11 protein-coding genes are annotated in these 20,168 nt (G+C 68.4%); 9 read left to right on the forward strand and 2 right to left on the reverse strand.

All coding sequences use genetic code 11. The features are described 5' to 3' along the window. The 5 genes from AruCF_RS09980 to pcaF all read left to right on the forward strand — a co-directional run. The coding region (locus tag AruCF_RS09980; RefSeq protein ID WP_254431186.1) for an ankyrin repeat domain-containing protein at positions 1–3,136 on the forward strand (3,136 nt) is incomplete at its 5' end. 130 nt (positions 3,137–3,266) lie between these two features. Beyond that, positions 3,267–3,845, forward strand: coding sequence for a superoxide dismutase [Fe] (gene sodB, locus AruCF_RS09985; RefSeq protein WP_049073101.1), 579 nt, complete (start codon positions 3,267–3,269; stop codon positions 3,843–3,845). Between the two features lie 284 nt (positions 3,846–4,129). After that, a complete protein-coding gene (locus AruCF_RS09990; protein WP_049073102.1) occupies positions 4,130–5,857 on the forward strand; it encodes a methyl-accepting chemotaxis protein in 1,728 nt (575 codons plus the stop codon). A 93-nt stretch (positions 5,858–5,950) separates the two neighbouring features. Continuing rightward, positions 5,951–7,372, forward strand: coding sequence for a chloride channel protein (locus AruCF_RS09995; protein ID WP_049073103.1), 1,422 nt, complete (start codon positions 5,951–5,953; stop codon positions 7,370–7,372). 120 nt (positions 7,373–7,492) lie between these two features. Beyond that, positions 7,493–8,698 (forward strand): 3-oxoadipyl-CoA thiolase, encoded by a 1,206-nt coding sequence (pcaF, locus tag AruCF_RS10000; RefSeq protein WP_049073104.1) that lies wholly within the window; start codon positions 7,493–7,495, stop codon positions 8,696–8,698. 103 nt (positions 8,699–8,801) lie between these two features. Here pcaF and AruCF_RS10005 read toward each other — a convergent pair whose 3' ends face one another. Together AruCF_RS10005 and AruCF_RS10010 are read right to left on the reverse strand one after the other, a co-directional pair. Continuing rightward, positions 8,802–9,314: a DUF192 domain-containing protein gene (locus AruCF_RS10005; RefSeq protein WP_100504365.1), complete on the reverse strand. Its 513-nt coding sequence runs from the start codon at positions 9,312–9,314 to the stop codon at positions 8,802–8,804. Between the two features lie 101 nt (positions 9,315–9,415). Beyond that, on the reverse strand, positions 9,416–9,661 hold the full coding sequence (locus tag AruCF_RS10010; RefSeq protein ID WP_006220277.1) for a cold-shock protein: 246 nt from the start codon (positions 9,659–9,661) through the stop codon (positions 9,416–9,418). A gap of 226 nt (positions 9,662–9,887) precedes the next feature. Between AruCF_RS10010 and clpS the strand changes: the two genes are divergently transcribed. The 4 genes from clpS (at position 9,888) to clpA (ending at position 20,164) form a co-directional block, all read left to right on the forward strand. Next, a complete protein-coding gene (gene clpS, locus AruCF_RS10015; protein ID WP_049073105.1) occupies positions 9,888–10,202 on the forward strand; it encodes an ATP-dependent Clp protease adapter ClpS in 315 nt (104 codons plus the stop codon). Between the two features lie 149 nt (positions 10,203–10,351). After that, positions 10,352–15,580 carry an alpha-2-macroglobulin family protein gene (locus AruCF_RS10020; RefSeq protein ID WP_080977387.1) on the forward strand — a complete coding sequence of 1,743 codons (5,229 nt, stop codon included), beginning with the start codon at positions 10,352–10,354 and terminating at the stop codon, positions 15,578–15,580. After that, complete coding sequence (gene pbpC / locus AruCF_RS10025; protein WP_144419115.1) at positions 15,577–17,799, forward strand: penicillin-binding protein 1C; 2,223 nt, start codon at positions 15,577–15,579, stop codon at positions 17,797–17,799. The genes AruCF_RS10020 and pbpC overlap by 4 nt, the downstream gene beginning before the upstream one ends. 55 nt (positions 17,800–17,854) lie before the next feature. Continuing rightward, a complete protein-coding gene (clpA, locus tag AruCF_RS10030; RefSeq protein WP_049077686.1) occupies positions 17,855–20,164 on the forward strand; it encodes an ATP-dependent Clp protease ATP-binding subunit ClpA in 2,310 nt (769 codons plus the stop codon). The last annotated feature ends 4 nt before the right edge of the window (positions 20,165–20,168 follow it).

Consider the following 20,168-nt stretch of genomic DNA (forward strand, 5'->3'; position numbering starts at 1 on the left):
CAAGAGCCGGGCCGAGGCGCCCGCCGCCGCGCAGGCGGCGCCGGCCGATACGCCGGCCGAGCCGCCGGCGCCGCCCGCCGCCAAGCCCGGCGCCAATGCCGATTGCGATTGCGCCTCGCCCTATCGCGATTACCTGGCGGCCGACACGCCCGACACCCGCGCGCTGTTCAGCGCGGTGGAGGCCGGCGACGAAGCCGCGTTCAGCGCGGCCCTGGCCAAAGTGTCGCGGCCGGGTGACTACGCGCTTGAAGGCGTGCCGCTGCTGCATGCGCTGCTGATGCCGGCCGGGCAACGCGGCAAGCACGTGTATTGGGACATGCCGGCGGACGAGGCCGCGCGCTTGCGCCAGGCGTATCGCGCCGCGTTGCCGGCGCGCACCCGCATGCTGGCGTCCCTGCTGGCCACCAAGCCGGCGCTCGATGACATCACCTACGAGTCGCGCCGCCCCTCGTTGCAGCTGGCGCTGCTGTATGGCTCGCCCGAGATGATGGATATGCTGCTGGCCGCGGGCGCACGGCCCGACCAGCGCGGCGACGAGAACAAGACCCCGTTGGAATTCCTGCTCAACCGCGATTTCGAATTCGCGGTGCGCATGACCTATCTGCCCCGGCTGCCCGACCGCCAGGAAACCACCCGCATGGTGCTGGCGCTGCTCAAGGCCGGCGCCGCGCGGCCCTTCGCCTATATCGACGAGCATGCCGACGATGCCACGCGCCAGGCCTTCAAGGACGCCCAGGGCCAGCCGCGCAAGGCCGCGGACTATCTTGCCTGGGGGCCGCTGGTCGAGCTGACCGAAGGGGCCGAGGTCGTGCGCGCCCTGGCCGCCACCGGCACCCGGCCCGCCTACGACGACGGCGCCAGTCCGCTGGCGCTGGCCGCCTACACCGGCAACGCCGGCGCGGCGTCGGCGCTGGCCGAACTGGGACCGCGCACCACGCCGGACAAGGCCTACGGCGCCGCCGGCGACCTCGATCTGTGGCTGGACGCGGCCCAGGCCGCGGTGGTGGCCGGACACGGTGACATCGCCGCGCCGCTGCTGCGGGCCGGCATGCCGTTCAACCAGCGCGGCCCGCGCACCGGCACCGATCCCGCGGTGTTCGTCCGGATGGAGGCCGAGGAACGGCCCATCCTGAACCTGGCCGCCGCCAAGGGCGACACGGCAACGCTGCGGCGCCTGCTGGCGTTGGGCGCGCCCGTGGACGGCGATGCCAACGACCAATATGGCGACACGCCGCTGGCGGACGCGGTACGGGCGCGCCAGGCCGACGCCGCGCGCGCGTTGATCGCCGGGGGCGCCAACCCGGCCGCGGTGCGCCAGGGGTACGACCGCAAGTCGGCGATCGAGCGCGCGGTGGAGGCGGATGACGCGGCGCTGCTGCGCGAGTTGCTCGCCGCCACTGCGCCCACGGCCCTGCAGGCGCTGCTGGCCGATCCCGCGCATTCGCCGCTGGCGCTGGCCCTGCGCCAGCCCGGCAAGCAGGGCGCGGCCATGCTGCGGCAATTGGCCGATGCCGGCCTGGACTTGAAGACCCTCGATGCCGATGCCATCCGCCAGGCGCTGGACAACCGCGACACGGCGATGGCTACGTATCTGATCGACGCGGGCGTGCCGGTCAATCCGGCGCCCGCCGCCGCGTCGGACGACGCGTTCGACCGCAAGGGCGTGCCGCCGCTGCTGGTGGCGGTGACCTCGGAGCAGGCCGCGATGGTCGACGCTTTGCTGGCCAGGGGCGCCGACCCGCTCGGCCTGGCGCCGGACGGCCGCAGTACCTTGTATTGGGCCATCGGCGCCGGCGATGATGCCATGCTGGAGCGCCTGTTGCGCGCCGGCGCCAGGCTGGACGACCCGCGCCTGCCGCGCGCGCCGGCCCCCTATGCATTGTTGAACGCGGCGCTGGCCTCGGGCGACATGGCGCGGGTCGCCCGCGTGGCGCAGGGCAGCGGGCAAACGCCTGAGGCCGCCTGCCTGCCGCCGGGCGGCGAGTACGTCCTGCTCGACAAGCCGGGTTATTTCGCGCAATTGCAGGCGGCCGGCTATCGCGGCGCGCACGCCGATTGCGCGCGCCAGGAAGAGGCCTTGCCGCGGCGCCTGCTGTCGGCATTGCTGCGCGACCGGCAACTGGCGGTCGCGCGTCGCGACACCGTGGTCGATGTGCTGCGGCGGGTGAAGGACATGGGCGCCGACCTGGACGCGCCGCAGGGCGAAAGCGGCGCCACGCCGCTGGGCACGGCCATCGAGCTTGGCCGCGCCGACCTGGCCGATGCCATGCTGGCCGCCGGCGCCAAGCCGGACGCGGCCGATGCCCAGGGCCGCAGCCCCGCCTGGGTGGCGCTGGCCAGCGGCCAGCCCGACATGCTGGCGCTGCTGGCGCGGCACCAGGCGCGCTTTGACGGCGCGGCCGCGCCGTCGGGCCAGTCCTTCGGCCAGACGCTGGCCTGCCAGGCGTCGCCGGATTTCGCGGCCGCATTGCAGGCGGCCGGTGTCACGCTCAAGCAGGCCTGCCCGCGCGCGCCGGCCGCCGGCAAGACGGCCGCCAAGGCGGCCACGCGCCTCGCCGGCCATTACTACCTGCGCGGCGTGCGCGAAGTGGGCAGCGAGCTGCTGCTGTCGGCCGATGGCCGCTTCGATTATCTGATGAGCTACGGCGCCACGGACATCCAGGCCAGCGGCGCATGGCGCAGCGATGGCAAGCAGGTGATCCTGGACACGCCGCCGATCCAGCCGTTCTCGGCCATCGGCAAGGTCGGCGCGGATACGCGCGCGGCCGAGGGCGACCTGCTGACGGTGCGTGTGTATTACCAGGGCCGGCCGGTGAAGGTCGACGTGGCCATGTCGTCGGCCAGCGCCGATTACGCCGGCACGCCGAAGCAATCGGAAGGGGCGGATGGCGTCAGCGCGCCGATCGCGCCGGGTGAGCTCAAGGCGCTGGCCGTGTTCGTGCCGCTGCCTTCCGGCGCGCGCTGGCACAGCGTGGATGTGAGCAAGTCCGATATTACGGCGCGCGCCCTGCGCATTGATCTGGAGCTGCCGGAATCCGCCGGTCGCACACCGTTGCATATGACATTGGCATTGCAAGCGGACGGCGCGCTGGTGGCCACGCAGGGCGGGCGCGAGCTGCGCTATGAGAAAGAGTAGCGTTTACGCGCGCAGGGCATAAACACATGCCCGTTAACCCCGCGCCGCCGCGGGGTTAACGCGGTATCCTCGCAGAGTTGCCGATACAATTGAACGGCTTGATCGTGCACTCAACAGAAGGAACCGACACATGGCACATACTCTTCCCCCCCTGCCTTACGAACTGGACGCGCTGGCTCCGCACATCTCGAAAGAGACGCTGGAGTACCACTACGGCAAGCACCACCAGACCTACGTCACGAACCTGAACAACCTGATCCCCGGCACCGAGTTCGAGAACCTGTCGCTGGAAGACATCGTCAAGAAGTCCTCGGGTGGCATCTTCAACAACGCCGCGCAGATCTGGAACCACACCTTCTACTGGAACAGCCTGGCTCCCAAGGCCGGCGGCGCGCCGAGCGGCAAGCTGGCCGACGCCATCAACGCCAAGTGGGGTAGCTTCGACGCCTTCAAGGAAGCCTTCAACAAGTCGGCCGCCGGCAACTTCGGTTCGGGCTGGACCTGGCTGGTCAAGAAGGCCGACGGTTCCGTCGACATCGTCAACACCAGCAACGCCGCGACCCCGCTGACCACGGCCGACAAGCCGCTGCTGACCTGTGATGTCTGGGAACACGCGTACTACATCGACTACCGCAATGCCCGTCCCAAGTACCTGGAAAACTTCTGGGCCCTGGTGAACTGGGACTTCGCGGCCAAGAATTTCGCCTGATTCCGCGGCGCGCCCGGCGCGCAACGCAAGCCAGAGGCCCCTCGCGTCGCGAGGGGCCTTTTGTTTTGCGCGGTGCGGTCGAGCGTCATGCAATGCTGTATTGCATGGTCAAATTTTGTATATTGTCGAATCCATTTTGTCGAAAATGAGAATGATTCTCCCCTTCCTCCGGGCTAACCCGGGGCAGGGCTGCCGCTATTGTTGACGCAGTCTGCGGCTGAGCCACGGGGCCAACGACCGCGGCATGGCCGCCCGGTACCGTGGTGTCTGACGGGAAGGGAAGCATGTTGCGGTTTTTTTCGAGGTTGCATATCGGTGCGCGCATTGGCGTGCGCCTGTCGGGCGCGTTCCTGTTGGTGGCGCTGCTGGGTGGCACCATCGGCGCGTTCGGGGTGTGGGGACTGGCCCGCATCAACGACATGAACGACCAGATCGCCCAGATCGAGTTTCGCGGGCTGTCCGACATCAAGGAAGCCAACATCAGCCTGATCGCCGCGGGCAGGGCGCGCAAGAGCTTCCTGCTGGCCGCTACCGACGAAGAGCGCGCGGCGCTGCGGCGCGAATTCGACCGGGATGTCCAGAACCTCGAACGCCTGCGGGCCCAGGCCGCGCAGAACTTCACGCGTGATAATGGCCAGCGCCTGCTGGCGGCCTTCGGCGAGGCCGAAACGGCCTGGAAACGGGAGGCCGCCGCCTTCTTCGACGAAGCGGCGCGCCAGCCGCTGGCGCAGCTCGATCCCGCCATCGCCGGCATCAACAAGCGCGCCGCCGATACCTCGGACAAAGCCGAACACCTGATGTCCGAACTGGCGCAGGTCAAGGAGCAGGCCGCCGACGAGGCGGTGCGGGAAGTCACCGAGCTTTACCGCAGCACTCGCCTGCTGGTGATCCTGCTGTCGGTGGCCGGCGTGGTCATCGGCCTGCTGCTGGGCTGGTGGGTGACGCGCGGCATCGTGCGGCCCCTCGGGCAAGCGGTGGAGGCTGCGCGCCGCGTCGCCAACGGCGACCTCAGCGGCAACATCCAGGTCACCTCGCGCGACGAAACCGGCGACCTGATGGCCGCGCTCAAGGCCATGAACGAGAACCTGTCGCGCATCGTGCGCGACGTGCGCGATGGCTGCGAAAGCATCGCCTCGGCCTCGTCGCAGATCGCGCAGGGCAACGCCGACCTGTCGCAGCGCACCGAAGAGCAGGCCGCGTCGCTGGAACAGACCGCGGCGTCGATGGAGCAGCTCACCAGCACGGTGCAGCAGAACGCCAGCAATGCCGGCGAAGCCGAAAAGCTCGTCACCCAGGCCTCGGCCGTGGCGGCCCGCGGCGGCGAGGTCGTCAATGTCGTGGTGCAGACCATGAGCGCGATCTCCGAAAGCTCGCGTCGCATCGCCGATATCACCAGCGTGATCGACGGCATTGCGTTCCAGACCAACATCCTGGCGCTGAACGCGGCGGTCGAGGCCGCGCGCGCCGGCGAACAGGGCCGTGGCTTCGCCGTGGTGGCGGGCGAGGTCCGCACCCTGGCGCAACGCTCGGCGGTCGCGGCCAAGGAAATCAAGGCGCTGATCGACGAATCCGTCCATCGCGTCGAAGGCGGCACGCGCCAGGCGGACGAAGCCGGCAGCACCATGCGCGAGGTGGTCGACAGCGTGCGCCAGGCCGCGGTCCTAGTGCATGAAATCGCCAGCGCCTCGGCTGAGCAGTCCACCGGCATCGGCCAGGTCAACCAGGCCGTGGCGCAGATGGACACGGTGACCCAGCAGAACGCCGCGCTGGTGGAACAGGCCGCCGCCGCGGCGGGCAGCATGCAGGACCAGGCCAGCCGCCTGTCGCAGCAGGTGCGCCGCTTCAAGCTCGATGCCGGCGCGGTGTCGCTGGGCGCCGGCCCGCAGGCGCGCCTGATCCAGGCCGGACGCGCCACGCCGCATCCGCCGATCGCGGCGCCGCGCCAGGAACCCGCCGTGGCCCGCCCGGTTCTCAATCACGCGGCTGACGAGGACGACTGGTCGTCATTCTGAAGCAAGCGGCCCGTTGTGGGCTGGCCGTCAGGCGGCGATGGTAAGGTGTAGCCACGTCTGGTTCCCCCCGCGCCTCGTCGCGCGGCCTCGCTCATGCCCTTGCTTACTCCATTGCGCGGTGTCGCCACCCGCTCGCGCCACCTGCTGCGCCGCAAGCTGCGCCAAACCAATCGCCTGTCGCGCAAGAGCCTGCCGATGGCCTTGCTGCTGGGCGGCGCGGCGCTGGTGGCATTGGTGTCGCTGGGATTCGCCTATCTGGCGGACCTGGCGCTGGAATGGAACCGCGAATGGGTCGGCCGCGCCGGCTGGCTGGCGCTGCTGGTGCTGCCCTGCGCGCTGGCCGCCTTGCGCTGGGCCACCCTGCGGTTCGCGCCCAACGCCGCGGGTAGCGGCATTCCACAGGTCATCGGCGCCCTGTCGCTGCCGCCGGGCCCCAGCCAGCGCAGCCTGGTGTCGCTGGCGCAAGTGCTGTGGAAGATCCCGCTGGCCTTCTTCGGCATGCTGGCCGGCGCCTCGATCGGACGCGAAGGGCCGTCGGTGCAGGTCGGCGCCGCCGTCATGCTGGCCTGGGGCGATTTCTGGAAGCGCCGCGGCCTCCAACTGCGCGGCTTCCATGCCAACGAGCTGCTTGCCGCGGGCGCGGCGGGCGGCCTGGCCGCGGCCTTCAACGCGCCGCTGGCCGGCGTCATCTTCGCCATCGAGGAACTCGGCCGCGGCACCGTGCTGCGCTGGCAGCGGCTGGTGCTGATCGGCGTGCTGGCGGCGGGCTTCCTGGTGGTCGCGGTGCAGGGCAACAACCCATACTTCGGCACCTTCGCCGGCGCGCCGCTGGCCCACGGCATGTTGTGGTGGGTGCTGATCTGCGCGGCGCTCAACGGCGCGCTGGGCGGCATCTTCGCGCGCCTGCTGGGCAAGGGGCCGGCGGCGATGGCGCCGGCCTCGTGGCGCGCCTGGATCCGGGCGCACCCCATCTGGACCGCCTTCGCCATGGGCGTGGCGCTGGCGCTGATCGGCCTGGCCACCGCCGGCAGCGTCTACGGCACCGGCTACGGCGCGGCGGCCGACCTGCTGTCGGGCGAAACCCAGCACGCGCTGCCGGCCGGCTTCGGCCTGGCCAAGCTGGCCGCCACCGTGGCCTCGTACTGGGCCGGCATCCCCGGCGGCATCTTCACGCCCGCGCTCACCACCGGCGCCGGCATCGGCCATCACATCTGGGCATTGGCGGGCGAGGGCGTGGATCAGCGGGTGCTGGTGCTGGTGTCGATGGCCGCGTTCCTGGCGGCGGCCACCCAGGCGCCGCTCACGGCCAGCGTGGTGGTGATGGAAATGACCGGCAGCCAGCCCATGCTGTTCTGGTTGCTGGTCGGATCGCTGCTGGCTTCGGGCGTGTCGCGCCAGTTCTGCCCGCAGCCGTTCTACCATCTGGCCGCCGGCCGCTTCCGGCGCCAGGCCATTGTCGAGGCCGGGCGCGCGGCGCGGTCCGGGGCGTCAACGGGCGCGTCCGCCGTACGGTGAGTGAACAGCTGTTGGACACCGTCCGTGCAGCGGACATCCCGGGAATGCACCAACTTGGCGCGAAAACCGCTGCGTTAAGATCGACCGCATTCCATTTCACCACTTCAATCCGAGCATCCCATGACCGTGCATGCCTTTATCTGTGACGCGATCCGCACCCCCTTCGGCCGCTATGGCGGCGCGCTGGCTTCCGTGCGCCCCGACGACCTCGCGGCCGTCGCCATCAAGGCGCTGGTGGCGCGCAACCCCGGCGTGCGCTGGGAGGAACTGGACGACGCCATCATGGGTTGCGCCAACCAGGCCGGCGAAGACAACCGCAACGTCGCGCGCATGGCCACGCTGCTGGCGGGCCTGCCGGTCGAAGTGCCCGGCGCCACCGTCAACCGCCTGTGCGGCTCGGGCCTGGACGCCATCGGCAGCGCCGCGCGCGCCATCCGCGCCGGCGAAGCCGGCCTGATGCTGGCTGGCGGCGTCGAAAGCATGAGCCGCGCGCCGTTCGTCATGGGCAAGGCCGACAGCGCCTTCTCGCGCAGCGCCGCCATCTACGACACCACCATCGGCTGGCGCTTCATCAACAAGCTGATGAAGGCCCAGTACGGCGTCGACTCGATGCCCGAAACCGCCGAGAACGTCGCCGACGATTTCAAGATCAACCGCGAAGACCAGGACCTGTTCGCGCTGGCGAGCCAGCAGAAGACGGCACGCGCCCAACAGGAAGGCTTCTTCGACGCCGAGATCGTGCCGGTCTCGATCGCGCAGAAGAAGGGCGACCCGATCATCGTGGCCAAGGACGAGCATCCGCGTGAAACCAGCATCGAGGCCCTGGCCAAGCTCAAGGGCGTGGTGCGCGAAGGCGGCACGGTCACGGCCGGCAACGCCTCGGGCGTGAACGACGGCGCCGCCGCGCTGTTGCTGGCTGACGAAAAGGGCGCCGCCCGCCACGGCCTGACCCCGCGCGCCCGCGTGGTCGGCATGGCCACCGCCGGTGTCGCGCCGCGCATCATGGGTATCGGCCCGGCGCCGGCCACCCGCAAGGTGCTGGCCCAGACCGGCCTGACGCTGGACCAGATGGACGTGATCGAACTGAACGAGGCGTTCGCCGCCCAGGGCCTGGCCGTGCTGCGCCAGTTGGGCATCGCCGACAACGATCCGCGCGTCAATCCCAACGGCGGCGCCATCGCCCTGGGCCACCCGCTGGGCGCCAGCGGCGCCCGCCTGGCCACCACCGCGATCAACCAGTTGCACCGCACCGGCGGCCGCTACGCGCTGTGCACCATGTGCATCGGCGTGGGCCAGGGCATCGCCCTGATCATCGAGCGCGTCTGATCTCATGCGCGGCCCGGGCCGCGCATCGCCAAGCCGGACGGCCACGCAAAAGGGAGCCCGCGGGCTCCCTTTCTCATGCCGTCACGGCCAGGCGGGTGTCGGCTCAGGGCAGGCCGTCGATCTTGCGGCCGGCCTTCATGCCGTGGCTTTCGTACCACCCCTGCGCCATTTCCAGCGCGTAGCGCACGGGCTTCTTGGAGCAGTGCGCGTCGTCGGTCTGCGGCGCCATGTCCTCGATGTTGACGATCGTGCCGTCGTCGGCGATAAAGGCGATCGACAGCGGCAGCAGCGTATTGCGCATCCAGAAACACTGCACGTCGGGTTGTTCGAAGACGAACAGCATGCCGTCGTTGCCGGCCAGTTCCTTGCGGAACATGAGCCCGTCGCGGCGGGTGGCTTCCGTATTGGCGACTTCTGCGCGGATAATATGGATACCGGCCGCCAGTTGCGTGGTCGGCAGGGGCGCCTGCGGGCCGCTTTGCGCGCCGGCCGCCAGCGGCAGGGCCAGCGCGGCGGCGCCCAGCAGCGCGGTTGCCGTTGCGCGCGCTGTCGCCTGAATGAACGCTGTCTTGAACAACGTACGACCTACCTGAAACAACGCAGCATTCTTCAGCATAACCAGACGCAATAATCGCAGTAATAAGAAAATAACAAGGCGGGGCCCGAAAGCCCCGCCTGATAATGGCGCAACCTTACCGTTGCGCTGTAAAGGGTAACTCAGGCAGCCGTGATATTGAGCGCCTGTTTGCCTTTGGGCCCCTGGATAATCTCGAAAGCCACTTTCTGGCCTTCCTTCAGGGTTTTAAAACCATTCATCTGGATGGACGAGAAGTGGGCGAACAGATCTTCACCGCCGTCATCGGGCGTAATGAAGCCGAAACCCTTTGCATCGTTGAACCATTTGACGGTACCCGTCGATTTGGGATTGTCCCCTTGGACGGCGGTTGCGGTCGTATCAGACATGCGGACTGCCTCATTGAATCGTATGTTGACAGAAGGGCATCGCGGCCTAGACCCCTGTCCCCCCTCCGGCCTCCTGGCAGGTTTTCGATGAGTTGAAAACCCCAGAATGCGTGGATAATGCGCCGCTTTTCTTTGCGGAGTCAAGTATGGAAACTACGCATTTCTACGTGTAATTTTGCGTAAGTTACATGCAAGCCGTCCCCTGATTAAATAGAATAGCCGCCCTATGAGTTCTACCTTGGATACCCAGCATGATTTGGTCGTCGAAAAGGCGCCGGCCCGCGTTGCGCCGCCGCCGATGTACCAGGTCCTGTTGCTCAATGACGACTACACCCCGATGGAGTTCGTCGTGAAGGTGCTGCAGAAGTTCTTCAACAAGAACCACGAAGAGGCCACGCGCATCATGTTGCAGGTGCATCACGAGGGCCGCGGGGTCTGCGGCGTCTATCCGCGCGATCTCGCCGCCACCCGGATTGCCCAGGTGGCGCAGTACGCGCGGGCGCGACAACATCCGTTGCAGTGCGTGATGGAACCGGTTTGAACTCATAAGAAAAAGCGCCGCCGCGACAGGCGGCGTTCTACTGTCAGCGTTGCAAAGCAGGAACCGCGCACCGAGAAGCGCGCGGCACTATCAGGTCGGTAGCTCCGCCGCAAAGGAGCATCGCATTCGAGTAGGCGGGGAGGTTTGCCGTGAGTGGAAAGAACAGCAAGACCTGGCTGGCGGTAGCCGGCGCGATCGTGGTGGCCGGCGCCATCGGCGTGGGCTGGTGGATGGGCAAGGGCGGACAACCGTCAGCGCCCGCGACGCCGCAGACGGCCACGCCGGCGACGTCCTCGCCGCCGCCCGTTGTGGCGGGCGGCGGCGCCAAGCCAGAGGCCTTGCCGGCCGCCGCCACCATCGGTACCGCCGATCCGTTCGCGGTCCTCAATTGCCAGCCGCGCCAGTACAACGATACGCTGGCGCTGGCGGTCACCTTCACGCAGCCGGTCGAAGCCAAGGCCGACCTGACCAAATTCCTGCAGGTCACCGACACCGGCGCCGCTTCGGGCAAGGCCGACCAGGACACCGAGCGCAGCGCCAACGGCCAGCAGCCGGCTTCGGTCCAGCCGGGCGACGCCGCGCCCAAGGGCAAGATCGTCCAGGGCAACTGGGTGGTCGGCTCCAATCCGCGCATGGTGTATTTCCCCTACGTGCAGCCGCAACGCTCGTATTCCGTGAGCGTGCGCGCGGGCTTGCCGGGCGCGGGCGACAAGGTCGCCCTGGCCAGCGCCTCGCACTGCGACGTGGTGACCGACGCCATGCCGCCTTCGTTCTATTTCGCCAGCCGCGGCGTGGTGCTGCCCGCCGGCCAGAATGGCGGCCTCCCGGTGGCGACCGTCAACATGCCCGAGGTCGACGTGCAATTCCTGCGCGTCGCGCCCGAGCGCGTGCCGGAACTGTTCGAATCGGTGCTGGGCATCGGCCGCAACACCACCGCGTCGGACGATGACGAATCCGGCGGCTACGACGACGAAGACGGCTGGCGCTACTCGGGCAACCGCAGCCTGAAGGGTTCGGTCAGCAACTGGGACCTGGACCGCCTGAACACGCTGACCACCAGCGTCTACCAGGGCCGTTTCCTGACGGATGACAAGCCGAATCGTCGCCACGTCACCTTCCTGCCGGTCGAAGGCATCAAGGAACTGCAGGAGCCCGGCATCTATGTCGCGGTGATGAGCCAGCCCGGCCGTTTCCGCTATGAATACCAGGTCACCTATTTCTACGTCAGCGACATCGGCCTGCATGCGCGCCGCTACAGCGACCGCATCGAGGCCTATTCGGTGTCGCTCAAGAGCGGCCAGGCGATCTCCGGCGCGCTGTTCGAACTGGTGGACGGCGCCGGCAAGGTGCTGGCCAAGGCCCAGGCTGACGGCCAGGGCCACGTGCGTTTTGATGGCAGCTTCACCAACGCCCGCGTGATCCGGGCCTCGCGCGACAAGGAAATGACCGTGCTGGCGCTGGCCGAGCCGGCGCTGGACCTGTCCGAATTCGATACCGGCGGCCATATCTCCCGCCCCAACAACCTGTTCGTGTACGCCGGCCGCAACCTCTACCGCCCCGGCGAAACCTTCCACGTGTCGGTGCTGCCGCGCGACCTCGACGGCCGTGTCATGCCGCCTGCGCCGCTGACCGCCACGCTCAAGCGCCCCGACGGCCGCGTGGTCTCGACCAACCTGTGGCAGCCCGCCAAGGACCTGCAGGGCTACGTCGAGCGCGCCATCGATCTGCCGCCCGATGCCCAGACCGGCGCCTGGATGCTGGAGCTGCGCGTCGATCCCGCTTCGCGCGCGCCGGACGCATCCTGGAAGTTCCAGGTCGAGGAATTCCTGCCCGAACGCATGAAGATGGCGCTGACCTCCGACCAGGATGTGTTGTCGCCGGACGACACCCTGACCGTGGACGTGCAGGGCGACTATCTGTATGGCGCGCCCGCCGCCGGCAACCGCCTGCTGTCCAGCTTCCAGGTCAAGCGCGACCGCTATGCGCTGCCGCAGCAATGGCCCGGCTTCATCTTCGGCGACGTGGACGACGATTCGCGCCGCCATTTCGAGGAATTGCCGGAGGCCGCGCTGGATTCGACCGGCGCCGCGCAACTGGAAGTCGAACCGCGCACCGAAGGCACCCATTCGCCGATGAAGGTGCGGGTCTCGGCCAGCCTGCTGGAATCGGGCGGCCGCCCGGTGGTGCGTTCGATCGAGCGCAGCGTCTGGCCCGCCGACAAGCTGATCGCCGTGCGTCCGCAGTTCGACAATGATGTCGCCCGCGAAGGCGCGCCGGCATCGTTCGAAGTGCTGCGCGTGGACGCGCAGGGCAAGATCGCGCCGCTGGCGCAGGCGCAGATGCGCCTGTACCGCGAGGAACGCCAGTACTACTGGCGCTTTGACGACCAGCGCGGCTGGAACAGTGGCTACACCGAAACCGAGGAACTGCTCGACTCGCGCGCGATCGCGCTGACGGACCGCAGCCAGTTCACGGTGCCGGTCAAGTGGGGCCGCTACCGCCTGGAAATCGCCGATCCCGAGACCGGCGAAACCCTGCGCTACCGCTTCTATGCGGGCTGGGACGCCCAGGACGCCGACGCCATGGGCAACCGCCCCGACCGTGTGCAGATGAAGCTGGAAGGCGTGCCGGCCAAGCCGGGCGACAGCGTCAAGCTGACCCTGACGCCGCCGCACGACGGCCAGGCGCTGATCACCGTCGAAGGCGACCGCATGCTGTGGTCGACCTGGGTGGCCGTGAAGGCGACCGGCACGCAGGTGGAAATCCCGATCGACAAGAGCTGGAAGCGCCATGACCTGTACGTAGCCGCGGCGGTGTTCCGCCCCGGCAGCGAAGGCGACCGCGTGACGCCGGCGCGCGCGCTGGGCCTGACGTTCCTGCCGATCGCCAGCGCCGACCGCAAGCTCGACGTCAAGCTGACGGCCGCCGCCAAGACCGAACCCGAGACCAAGACCACGGTCCGCGTCAAGGTCGACGGCGCCCAGGGCAAGCAGGCCATGGTGACGCTGTCGGCGGTCGACGTCGGCATCCTCAACATCAACCAGTACCGCACGCCCGATCCGCTCGACTTCTTCTTCGGCAAGCACCGCTACGCGCCCGAACTGCTGGACATGTACGGCAAGCTGATCGAGAAGATGGACGGCACCAAGGGCAAGCTGAAGTGGGGCGGCGACGCCGCCATGCGCGGCGACAGCAAGAGCCTGCCCAAGAAGGTCAAGCTGGTCGACCTGTTCTCGGGTCCGGTCAAGCTCAACGACAAGGGCGAGGCCGACATTTCCCTGGACCTGCCCGACTTCAATGGCACGCTGCGCCTGATGGCCGTCGCGTTCACCGCCGACAACTTCGGCAGCACCGACGCCGAAATGGTGGTGGCGGCGCCGATCGTGGCCGAGCTGAACACGCCGCGCTTCATCACCCCGGGCGACCAGGCCGCCATCGCGCTGGACGTGACCAACCTGAGCGGTTCCGACCAGAAGGTGACGGTCAAGCTGGAAGCGCTGGATCCGGTCGGCATCGTCGACGGCACCCGCACGGTGACGCTCAAGGACAAGCAACGCACCACGCTGCGCTTCACCGCCGGCACCACCGGTTCGTATGGCCTGGGCCTGATGCGCCTGACCGTGGACGGGCAGGGCGGTCCCAAGCCGATCCATATCGTGCGCGAATCGGTGCTGCAGGTGCAGCCCGCCTACGCGGCCGAGCGCCAGGTGCGCCGCCTGCGCCTGAATCCGGGCGAGTCCAACACGCCGCAGGCATCGTGGGTGGCCTCGTATTACCCGGATTCGACCACGGTCAGCATGACGATCTCGAACCGTCCGCCGATCAACGTCAACCGCGTGGTCGAAGGCCTGCTCAACTACCCCTATGGTTGCACCGAGCAGACCATCAGCGCGACCCTGCCGTGGGTGCTGATCGACGAAGAAGCGGCCAAGCAGTTCGGCCTCAAGCCGCGCACCCAGGCCGAGCGTGAAGCCAAGGTCGCGGGCGCCATCGGCCGCCTGTCCGGCATGCGCAACGCGGTCGGCTCCTACAACCTGTGGAGCAGCTCGTCGGCGCGCGACGTGTGGCTGACGGCCTATGCCGTGGGCTTCCTGCAGGATGCGCGCGACAAGGGCTTCACGATCCCCGAGGCCTCGCTGGACCGTTCGCGCCAGTGGCTGCTGGAGCAGGTGCAGCAGAGCAGCGGCTCGTTCGGCACGTGGTCGGCCAACCTGAAGCGCGACTTCGAGTCGGGCCGCCTGGACAGCAGCGGGCTGAACGTGCTGCGCGAGGACCACCGCCGCTTTGCCGGCCTGGCCACGGCCGCCCTGGCGCTGGCGCGCGACAAGAAGGCGCCGCTGTCCACGGTGCGCCAGCTGTTCGACAACTATCAGGACCGCGCGCGTTCGCCGCTGCCCCTGATCCAGCTGGCCGCCGCGTTCAAGCTGATGGGCGATGAAGGGCGCATGAAGAGCGCGCTCGACCTGGCCATGACGCGCGAATACGGCATTACCCGCCGCGCCAACAGCTACTACGACGACTGGCTCGGCGACTACGGCAGCGCGGTGCGCGACTATGCGTTGTCCTATGCGCTGGCCAACCAGTACGAGCTGCGCCACGACCGCGTCGAGAATCTGATGACGCAACTGGCCGCGCGCATGGGCAACCGTTCGTACCTGTCGACCCAGGAACAGATGGCCCTGCTGATGGCCGCGCGCGCCGCCGGCGGCGACAAGTCGACCCCGTGGCAGGCCGCGCTGACCGTCAATGGCGTGCGCAAGGAACTGGAAGGCGGCAGGTCCGACCGTACCGTGTCGCTGAGCGCGGCCGAACTGGCCGGCACCCAGCTGACCAACACCGGCAGCCAGTCGCTGTTCCTCGAGTACGACATCCAGGGCAGCCCGACCACGGTGCCCGCGCCGCGCAACGATGTGATCCAGCTCAAGCGCGGCTGGTATCGTCCGGACGGCCGGCCCTGGGACGGCGGTTCGTTGCAGACCGGCGACATGCTGGTGGTGTGGGTCCAGGCCAGCGCCAACCAGAACATTCCGGATGGCCTGCTGGTGGACCGCGTCCCGGCCGGTTTCGAGGTGGAGAACCTGAACCTGTCGCAAAGCCCCGAAATGCAGGACTGGAGCATTGGCGGGCGCCGCGTGGCCGACGCGATGGCCGACCCCAACATCAAGCACCGCGAATTCCGCGATGACCGGTATGTTGCGGCGGTTTCGCTGGGTCGCGGCAAGGTGGACGTGTTCTACCTGGTGCGGGTCGTGACGCCGGGCCGTTATTCGGTGCCGTCGACGGTGGCCGAAGACATGTACCGGCCCGAGATCCGTGGCGTAGGCGAGCAATGGAGCACGGTCGAAATCCGCGATCGCAGCGCCAAGCAGCGTCCTTGAACACCGCCGCCACCCCGCCGGCGGGCGCCTTGCGCGCCCGCCGCTGGCGGCGGCGCGGACTCTTCGCGGCCAGCGTGCTACTCGCGCTGGCCGCGTTGTTATTCGTGTTCGACCGCCTCTATCCCCTGCCTCCCATCGATTCCGGCGGCGCGGCCGTGGTGGTCGCCGCGGACGGCACGCCGCTGCGCAACTATCCCAGCCGCGACGGCATCTGGCGCTACCCGGTCAAGCCCGACCAGGTCTCGCCGCACTATCTCGATACGCTGCTGACCTACGAGGACCGCTGGTTCTATTGGCACCCTGGCGTCAATCCGGTGTCGCTGGCGCGCGCCGGCTGGCAATGGGCCACCAACCGTCGCATTGTCTCGGGCGGTTCGACCCTGACCATGCAGGTGGCCCGCCTGATCGACCCGCAGCTGGCCGGCAAGCCGTCGCGCTCGATGAGCGCCAAGCTGCGCCAGGCCTGGCGCGCGGTGCAGCTGGAAATGCATTACAGCAAGGACGAGATCCTGTCGCTGTACCTGACCCACGCGCCCATGGGCGGCATCGTCGAGGGGGTTGAAATGGGCTCGCGCCTGTGGCTGGGCAAGCCGGCGCGCGATCTCAGTCCGGCCGAGTCCGCCATGCTGACCGCCTTGCCGCAGGCCCCGTCGCGCCTGCGGCCGGACCGCCATCCCGAGGCCGCGCAGGCCGCGCGCGACAAGGTGCTGGACCGCATGGTGGAACTGGGCCGCTGGACCCCCGCCGAGGTGGCCGACGCCAAGATCGAGCAGGTGGTGGCGCCGCCGTTGCGAGCCCGCTGGCTGGCGCCGCTGGCCGCGCAGCGGCTGCTGCAGGAGGCGGGCCGGCCGCAGGCGGGGACGCGCCGCCCCGGCAGCCGTCCCCCCCTGTTGACCTCGACCCTGGACGCCGACATGCAGGCGGCGGTCGAGCGCATGCTGCTGGACCGGGTCGACAACCTGCCGCCCAAGGTCTCGATGGCGGTGCTGGTGATGGACAACGATACGCTGGAGGTCAAGGCCTACGCCGGTTCCGCCGATTTCTCCGATGATTCCCGCTACGCCCACGTGGATATGGTGCGGGGCGTGCGTTCGCCGGGCTCGACGCTGAAGCCGTTCCTGTACGCCCAGGCGCTGGACGATGGCCTGATCCACTCGGAAAGCCTGCTGATCGACGCGCCGCTGTCGTTCGGCGGCTACGCCCCGGGCAATTTCCAGGCGTCGTTCTCGGGGCCGGTCAGTGTGGCGCAGGCGCTGCAGCGCTCGCTCAACGTGCCGGCGGTGGACCTGCTGGACCGGGTCGGACCCAGCCGTTTCGCCTCGGTTATGCTGACGGGCGGGGTCTGGTTGCGCATGCCCGCCGGCGCCGAGCCGAATCTGAGCTTGATTTTGGGCGGGGGCGGCACCACATTGGAAGAACTGGTGGGGGCATATCGAGCCCTGGCCCGTGGGGGGATTTCCGGGCGTCCGCGCCTGCGGCCGGAGCAGCCCCGGGTCGAGTCCCGTATGATGAGTGCTGGCGCGGCCTGGATTGTCCGCGACATCCTGGAGGGCGGCGGCCACCCGGATCGGCCCTTTTACCAGTCGGGCAGCCCGGCCAGGCAACTGGCCTGGAAAACCGGGACGAGTTTCGGGTTCCGGGACGCCTGGGCGGTGGGGGTGACCGACAGCTGGACGATCGGCGTGTGGGTGGGCCGGCCGGACGGCACGCCCAACCCCGGGTTTTTCGGGGCGAATGTGGCGGCGCCGCTACTGCAGGATATCGTCGCGGCCCTGCCGGAAGGCGCCCAGCACGTGCGCGTGCGGCCCGCCACGGTGCAGCCGGTCGTGACCTGCTGGCCGCTGGGCTACCGCCTGGGCAGCGTGCCGTCGGGAGAGTGTCCCGAGCAGCGCGCGGCCTGGGCCCTGAATGACACGGTGCCGCCGTCGTTTGCCGGTTATGCCGATGCCAGACAGGGGCCGTTGCGCCTGGGGGGTGTGGCCACCGGATCGGTATTGCGGCCCGTGCCTGGCAGTGCGCAGGTGGCGGTGGATGTGGATGTGCAGGGCGCCGAAGGCGAAGTTTGGTGGATGCTCGATGGTCGCGTGGTGGGTCATGCCGCGTCGGGTCGTCCGTTTAATCTGGTGCTGACGCGGGACGGACGGTATACGCTTACCGTCATGGACGCGCAAGGCCGTCATGACAGCGTGGTTTTTGAAATCGCTGGCGTTACGCCCTGATCGGCATAGAATATGAATCGTGTATTTGCCCGCTTCGATGCGTTACGGAGGAAGCGTGATTTCCCAAGAGCTTGAAGTCAGCCTGCATATGGCTTTTGTCGAGGCCCGTTCGGCCCGGCACGAATTTATTACCGTCGAGCACCTGCTGCTCGCGCTGCTCGATAACGCTTCCGCGGTTGAAGTGTTGCGCGCCTGCGCCGCCAATCTGGATGACCTGCGCCGCAACCTGCGTCAGTTCGTTTCGGAAAACACGCCGGTGATCCCCAGCGGCGCGGAAGTGGACACCCAGCCCACGCTGGGTTTCCAGCGCGTCATCCAGCGCGCGATCATGCACGTGTCCGCGGGCGGCACCGGCAAGAAGCCGGTCACCGGCGCGAACGTGCTCGTGGCCATTTTCGGCGAAAAGGATTCGCACGCCGTGTACTACCTGCAACAGCAGGGCGTCACGCGGCTGGACGTGGTGAATTTCCTGTCGCATGGCATTACCAAACAGCCACAGGTGGAGTCCGCCGCCGTGCAGAAAGAGCAGCAAACCAATGGTGAAGAACAGGGCGAATCGCGCCAGTCGCCGCTGGACCAGTATGCGACCGACCTGAACGCCGCGGCGTTGGCCGGCCGCATCGATCCGCTGATCGGCCGCGAGCACGAAGTCGAACGCGTGATCCAGGTGCTGTGCCGCCGCCGCAAGAACAACCCGCTGCTGGTCGGCGAGGCCGGCGTGGGCAAGACCGCCATCGCCGAGGGCCTGGCCTGGCGCATCACGCGCGGCGAAGTGCCCGAGATCCTGCAGGCCGCGCAAGTGTTCGCGCTGGACATGGGCGCGCTGCTGGCGGGCACCAAATACCGTGGCGATTTCGAGCAGCGCCTGAAGGGCGTGCTCAAGCAGATCCGCGGCAATTCCGACGCGATCCTGTTCATCGACGAAATCCACACGCTGATCGGCGCCGGTTCGGCCTCGGGCGGCACGCTGGACGCGTCCAACCTGCTCAAGCCGGCCCTGTCCTCGGGCCAGCTCAAGTGCATCGGCGCGACCACGTATACGGAATACCGTGGCGTCTTCGAGAAAGACCACGCGCTGTCGCGCCGCTTCCAGAAGATCGACGTGCCCGAACCCAGCGTCGAGCAGACCGTGCAGATCCTGCGCGGCCTGAAGAGCCGCTTCGAGGAACACCACAACGTCCGTTACTCCGCCGCCGCGCTGTCGGCCGCCGCGGAACTGTCGGCGCGCTTCATCAACGACCGTCACCTGCCGGACAAGGCCATCGACGTGATCGACGAGGCCGGCGCCGCCCAGCGTCTGCTGCCGCGTTCGCGCCAGAAGAAGGTGATCGGCAAGGTCGACATCGAGAACATCGTTTCCAAGATCGCGCGCATTCCGCCGCAGTCCGTCTCCAACGACGACCGCAGCAAGCTCGCCACGCTGGACCGCGACCTCAAGACCGTGGTGTTCGGCCAGGACAACGCCATCGAGGCCTTGTCCGCCGCCATCAAGATGGCGCGCTCGGGCCTGGGCAAGCCGGAAAAGCCGATCGGCGCCTTCCTGTTCTCCGGCCCCACCGGCGTCGGCAAGACCGAAGTCGCGCGCCAGCTGGCCTTCACGCTGGGCGTGGAGCTGCTGCGCTTCGACATGTCCGAGTACATGGAACGCCACGCCGTTTCGCGCCTGATCGGCGCGCCGCCGGGATACGTCGGCTTCGACCAGGGCGGCCTGCTGACCGAGGCCATCACCAAGCAGCCGCACTGCGTGCTGCTGCTCGATGAAATCGAAAAGGCCCACCCGGACGTCTTCAACATCCTGCTGCAGGTCATGGACCACGGCACGCTGACGGACAACAACGGCCGCAAGGCGGACTTCCGCAACGTCATCCTCATCATGACGACCAACGCGGGCGCCGAAACCTTGAACCGTCCGTCCATCGGTTTTGCCAATTCGCGCGTGGTGGGCGACGAAATGGCGGAAATCCGCCGCATGTTCACGCCCGAGTTCCGCAACCGGCTGGACGCGATCATCCCGTTCGCGCCGCTGGACCGCGAGATCATCCTGCGCGTGGTCGACAAGTTCCTGATGCAGCTCGAAGACCAGTTGCACGAGCGCCGCGTCGAAGCCGTGTTCACCACGGCCCTGCGCGAGCACCTGGCCAAGGAAGGCTTCGATCCGCTGATGGGCGCGCGGCCGATGCAGCGCCTGATCCAGGACACCATCCGGCGCGCGCTGGCCGACGAGCTGCTGTTCGGCAAGCTGGTCGATGGCGGCACCGTCACGGTGGACCTGGACGAGGCCGGCAAGGTCACGCTGGACTTCGACGACCACGGCAAGCCGCCGTCGGCCGCGCCCGACAAGCAGGAAGTCGAGCTCGTCGAATAGGCCC

It is taken from the genome of Achromobacter ruhlandii, assembly GCF_002082135.1.
Classification (GTDB): Bacteria; Pseudomonadota; Gammaproteobacteria; order Burkholderiales; family Burkholderiaceae_B; genus Achromobacter; species Achromobacter ruhlandii.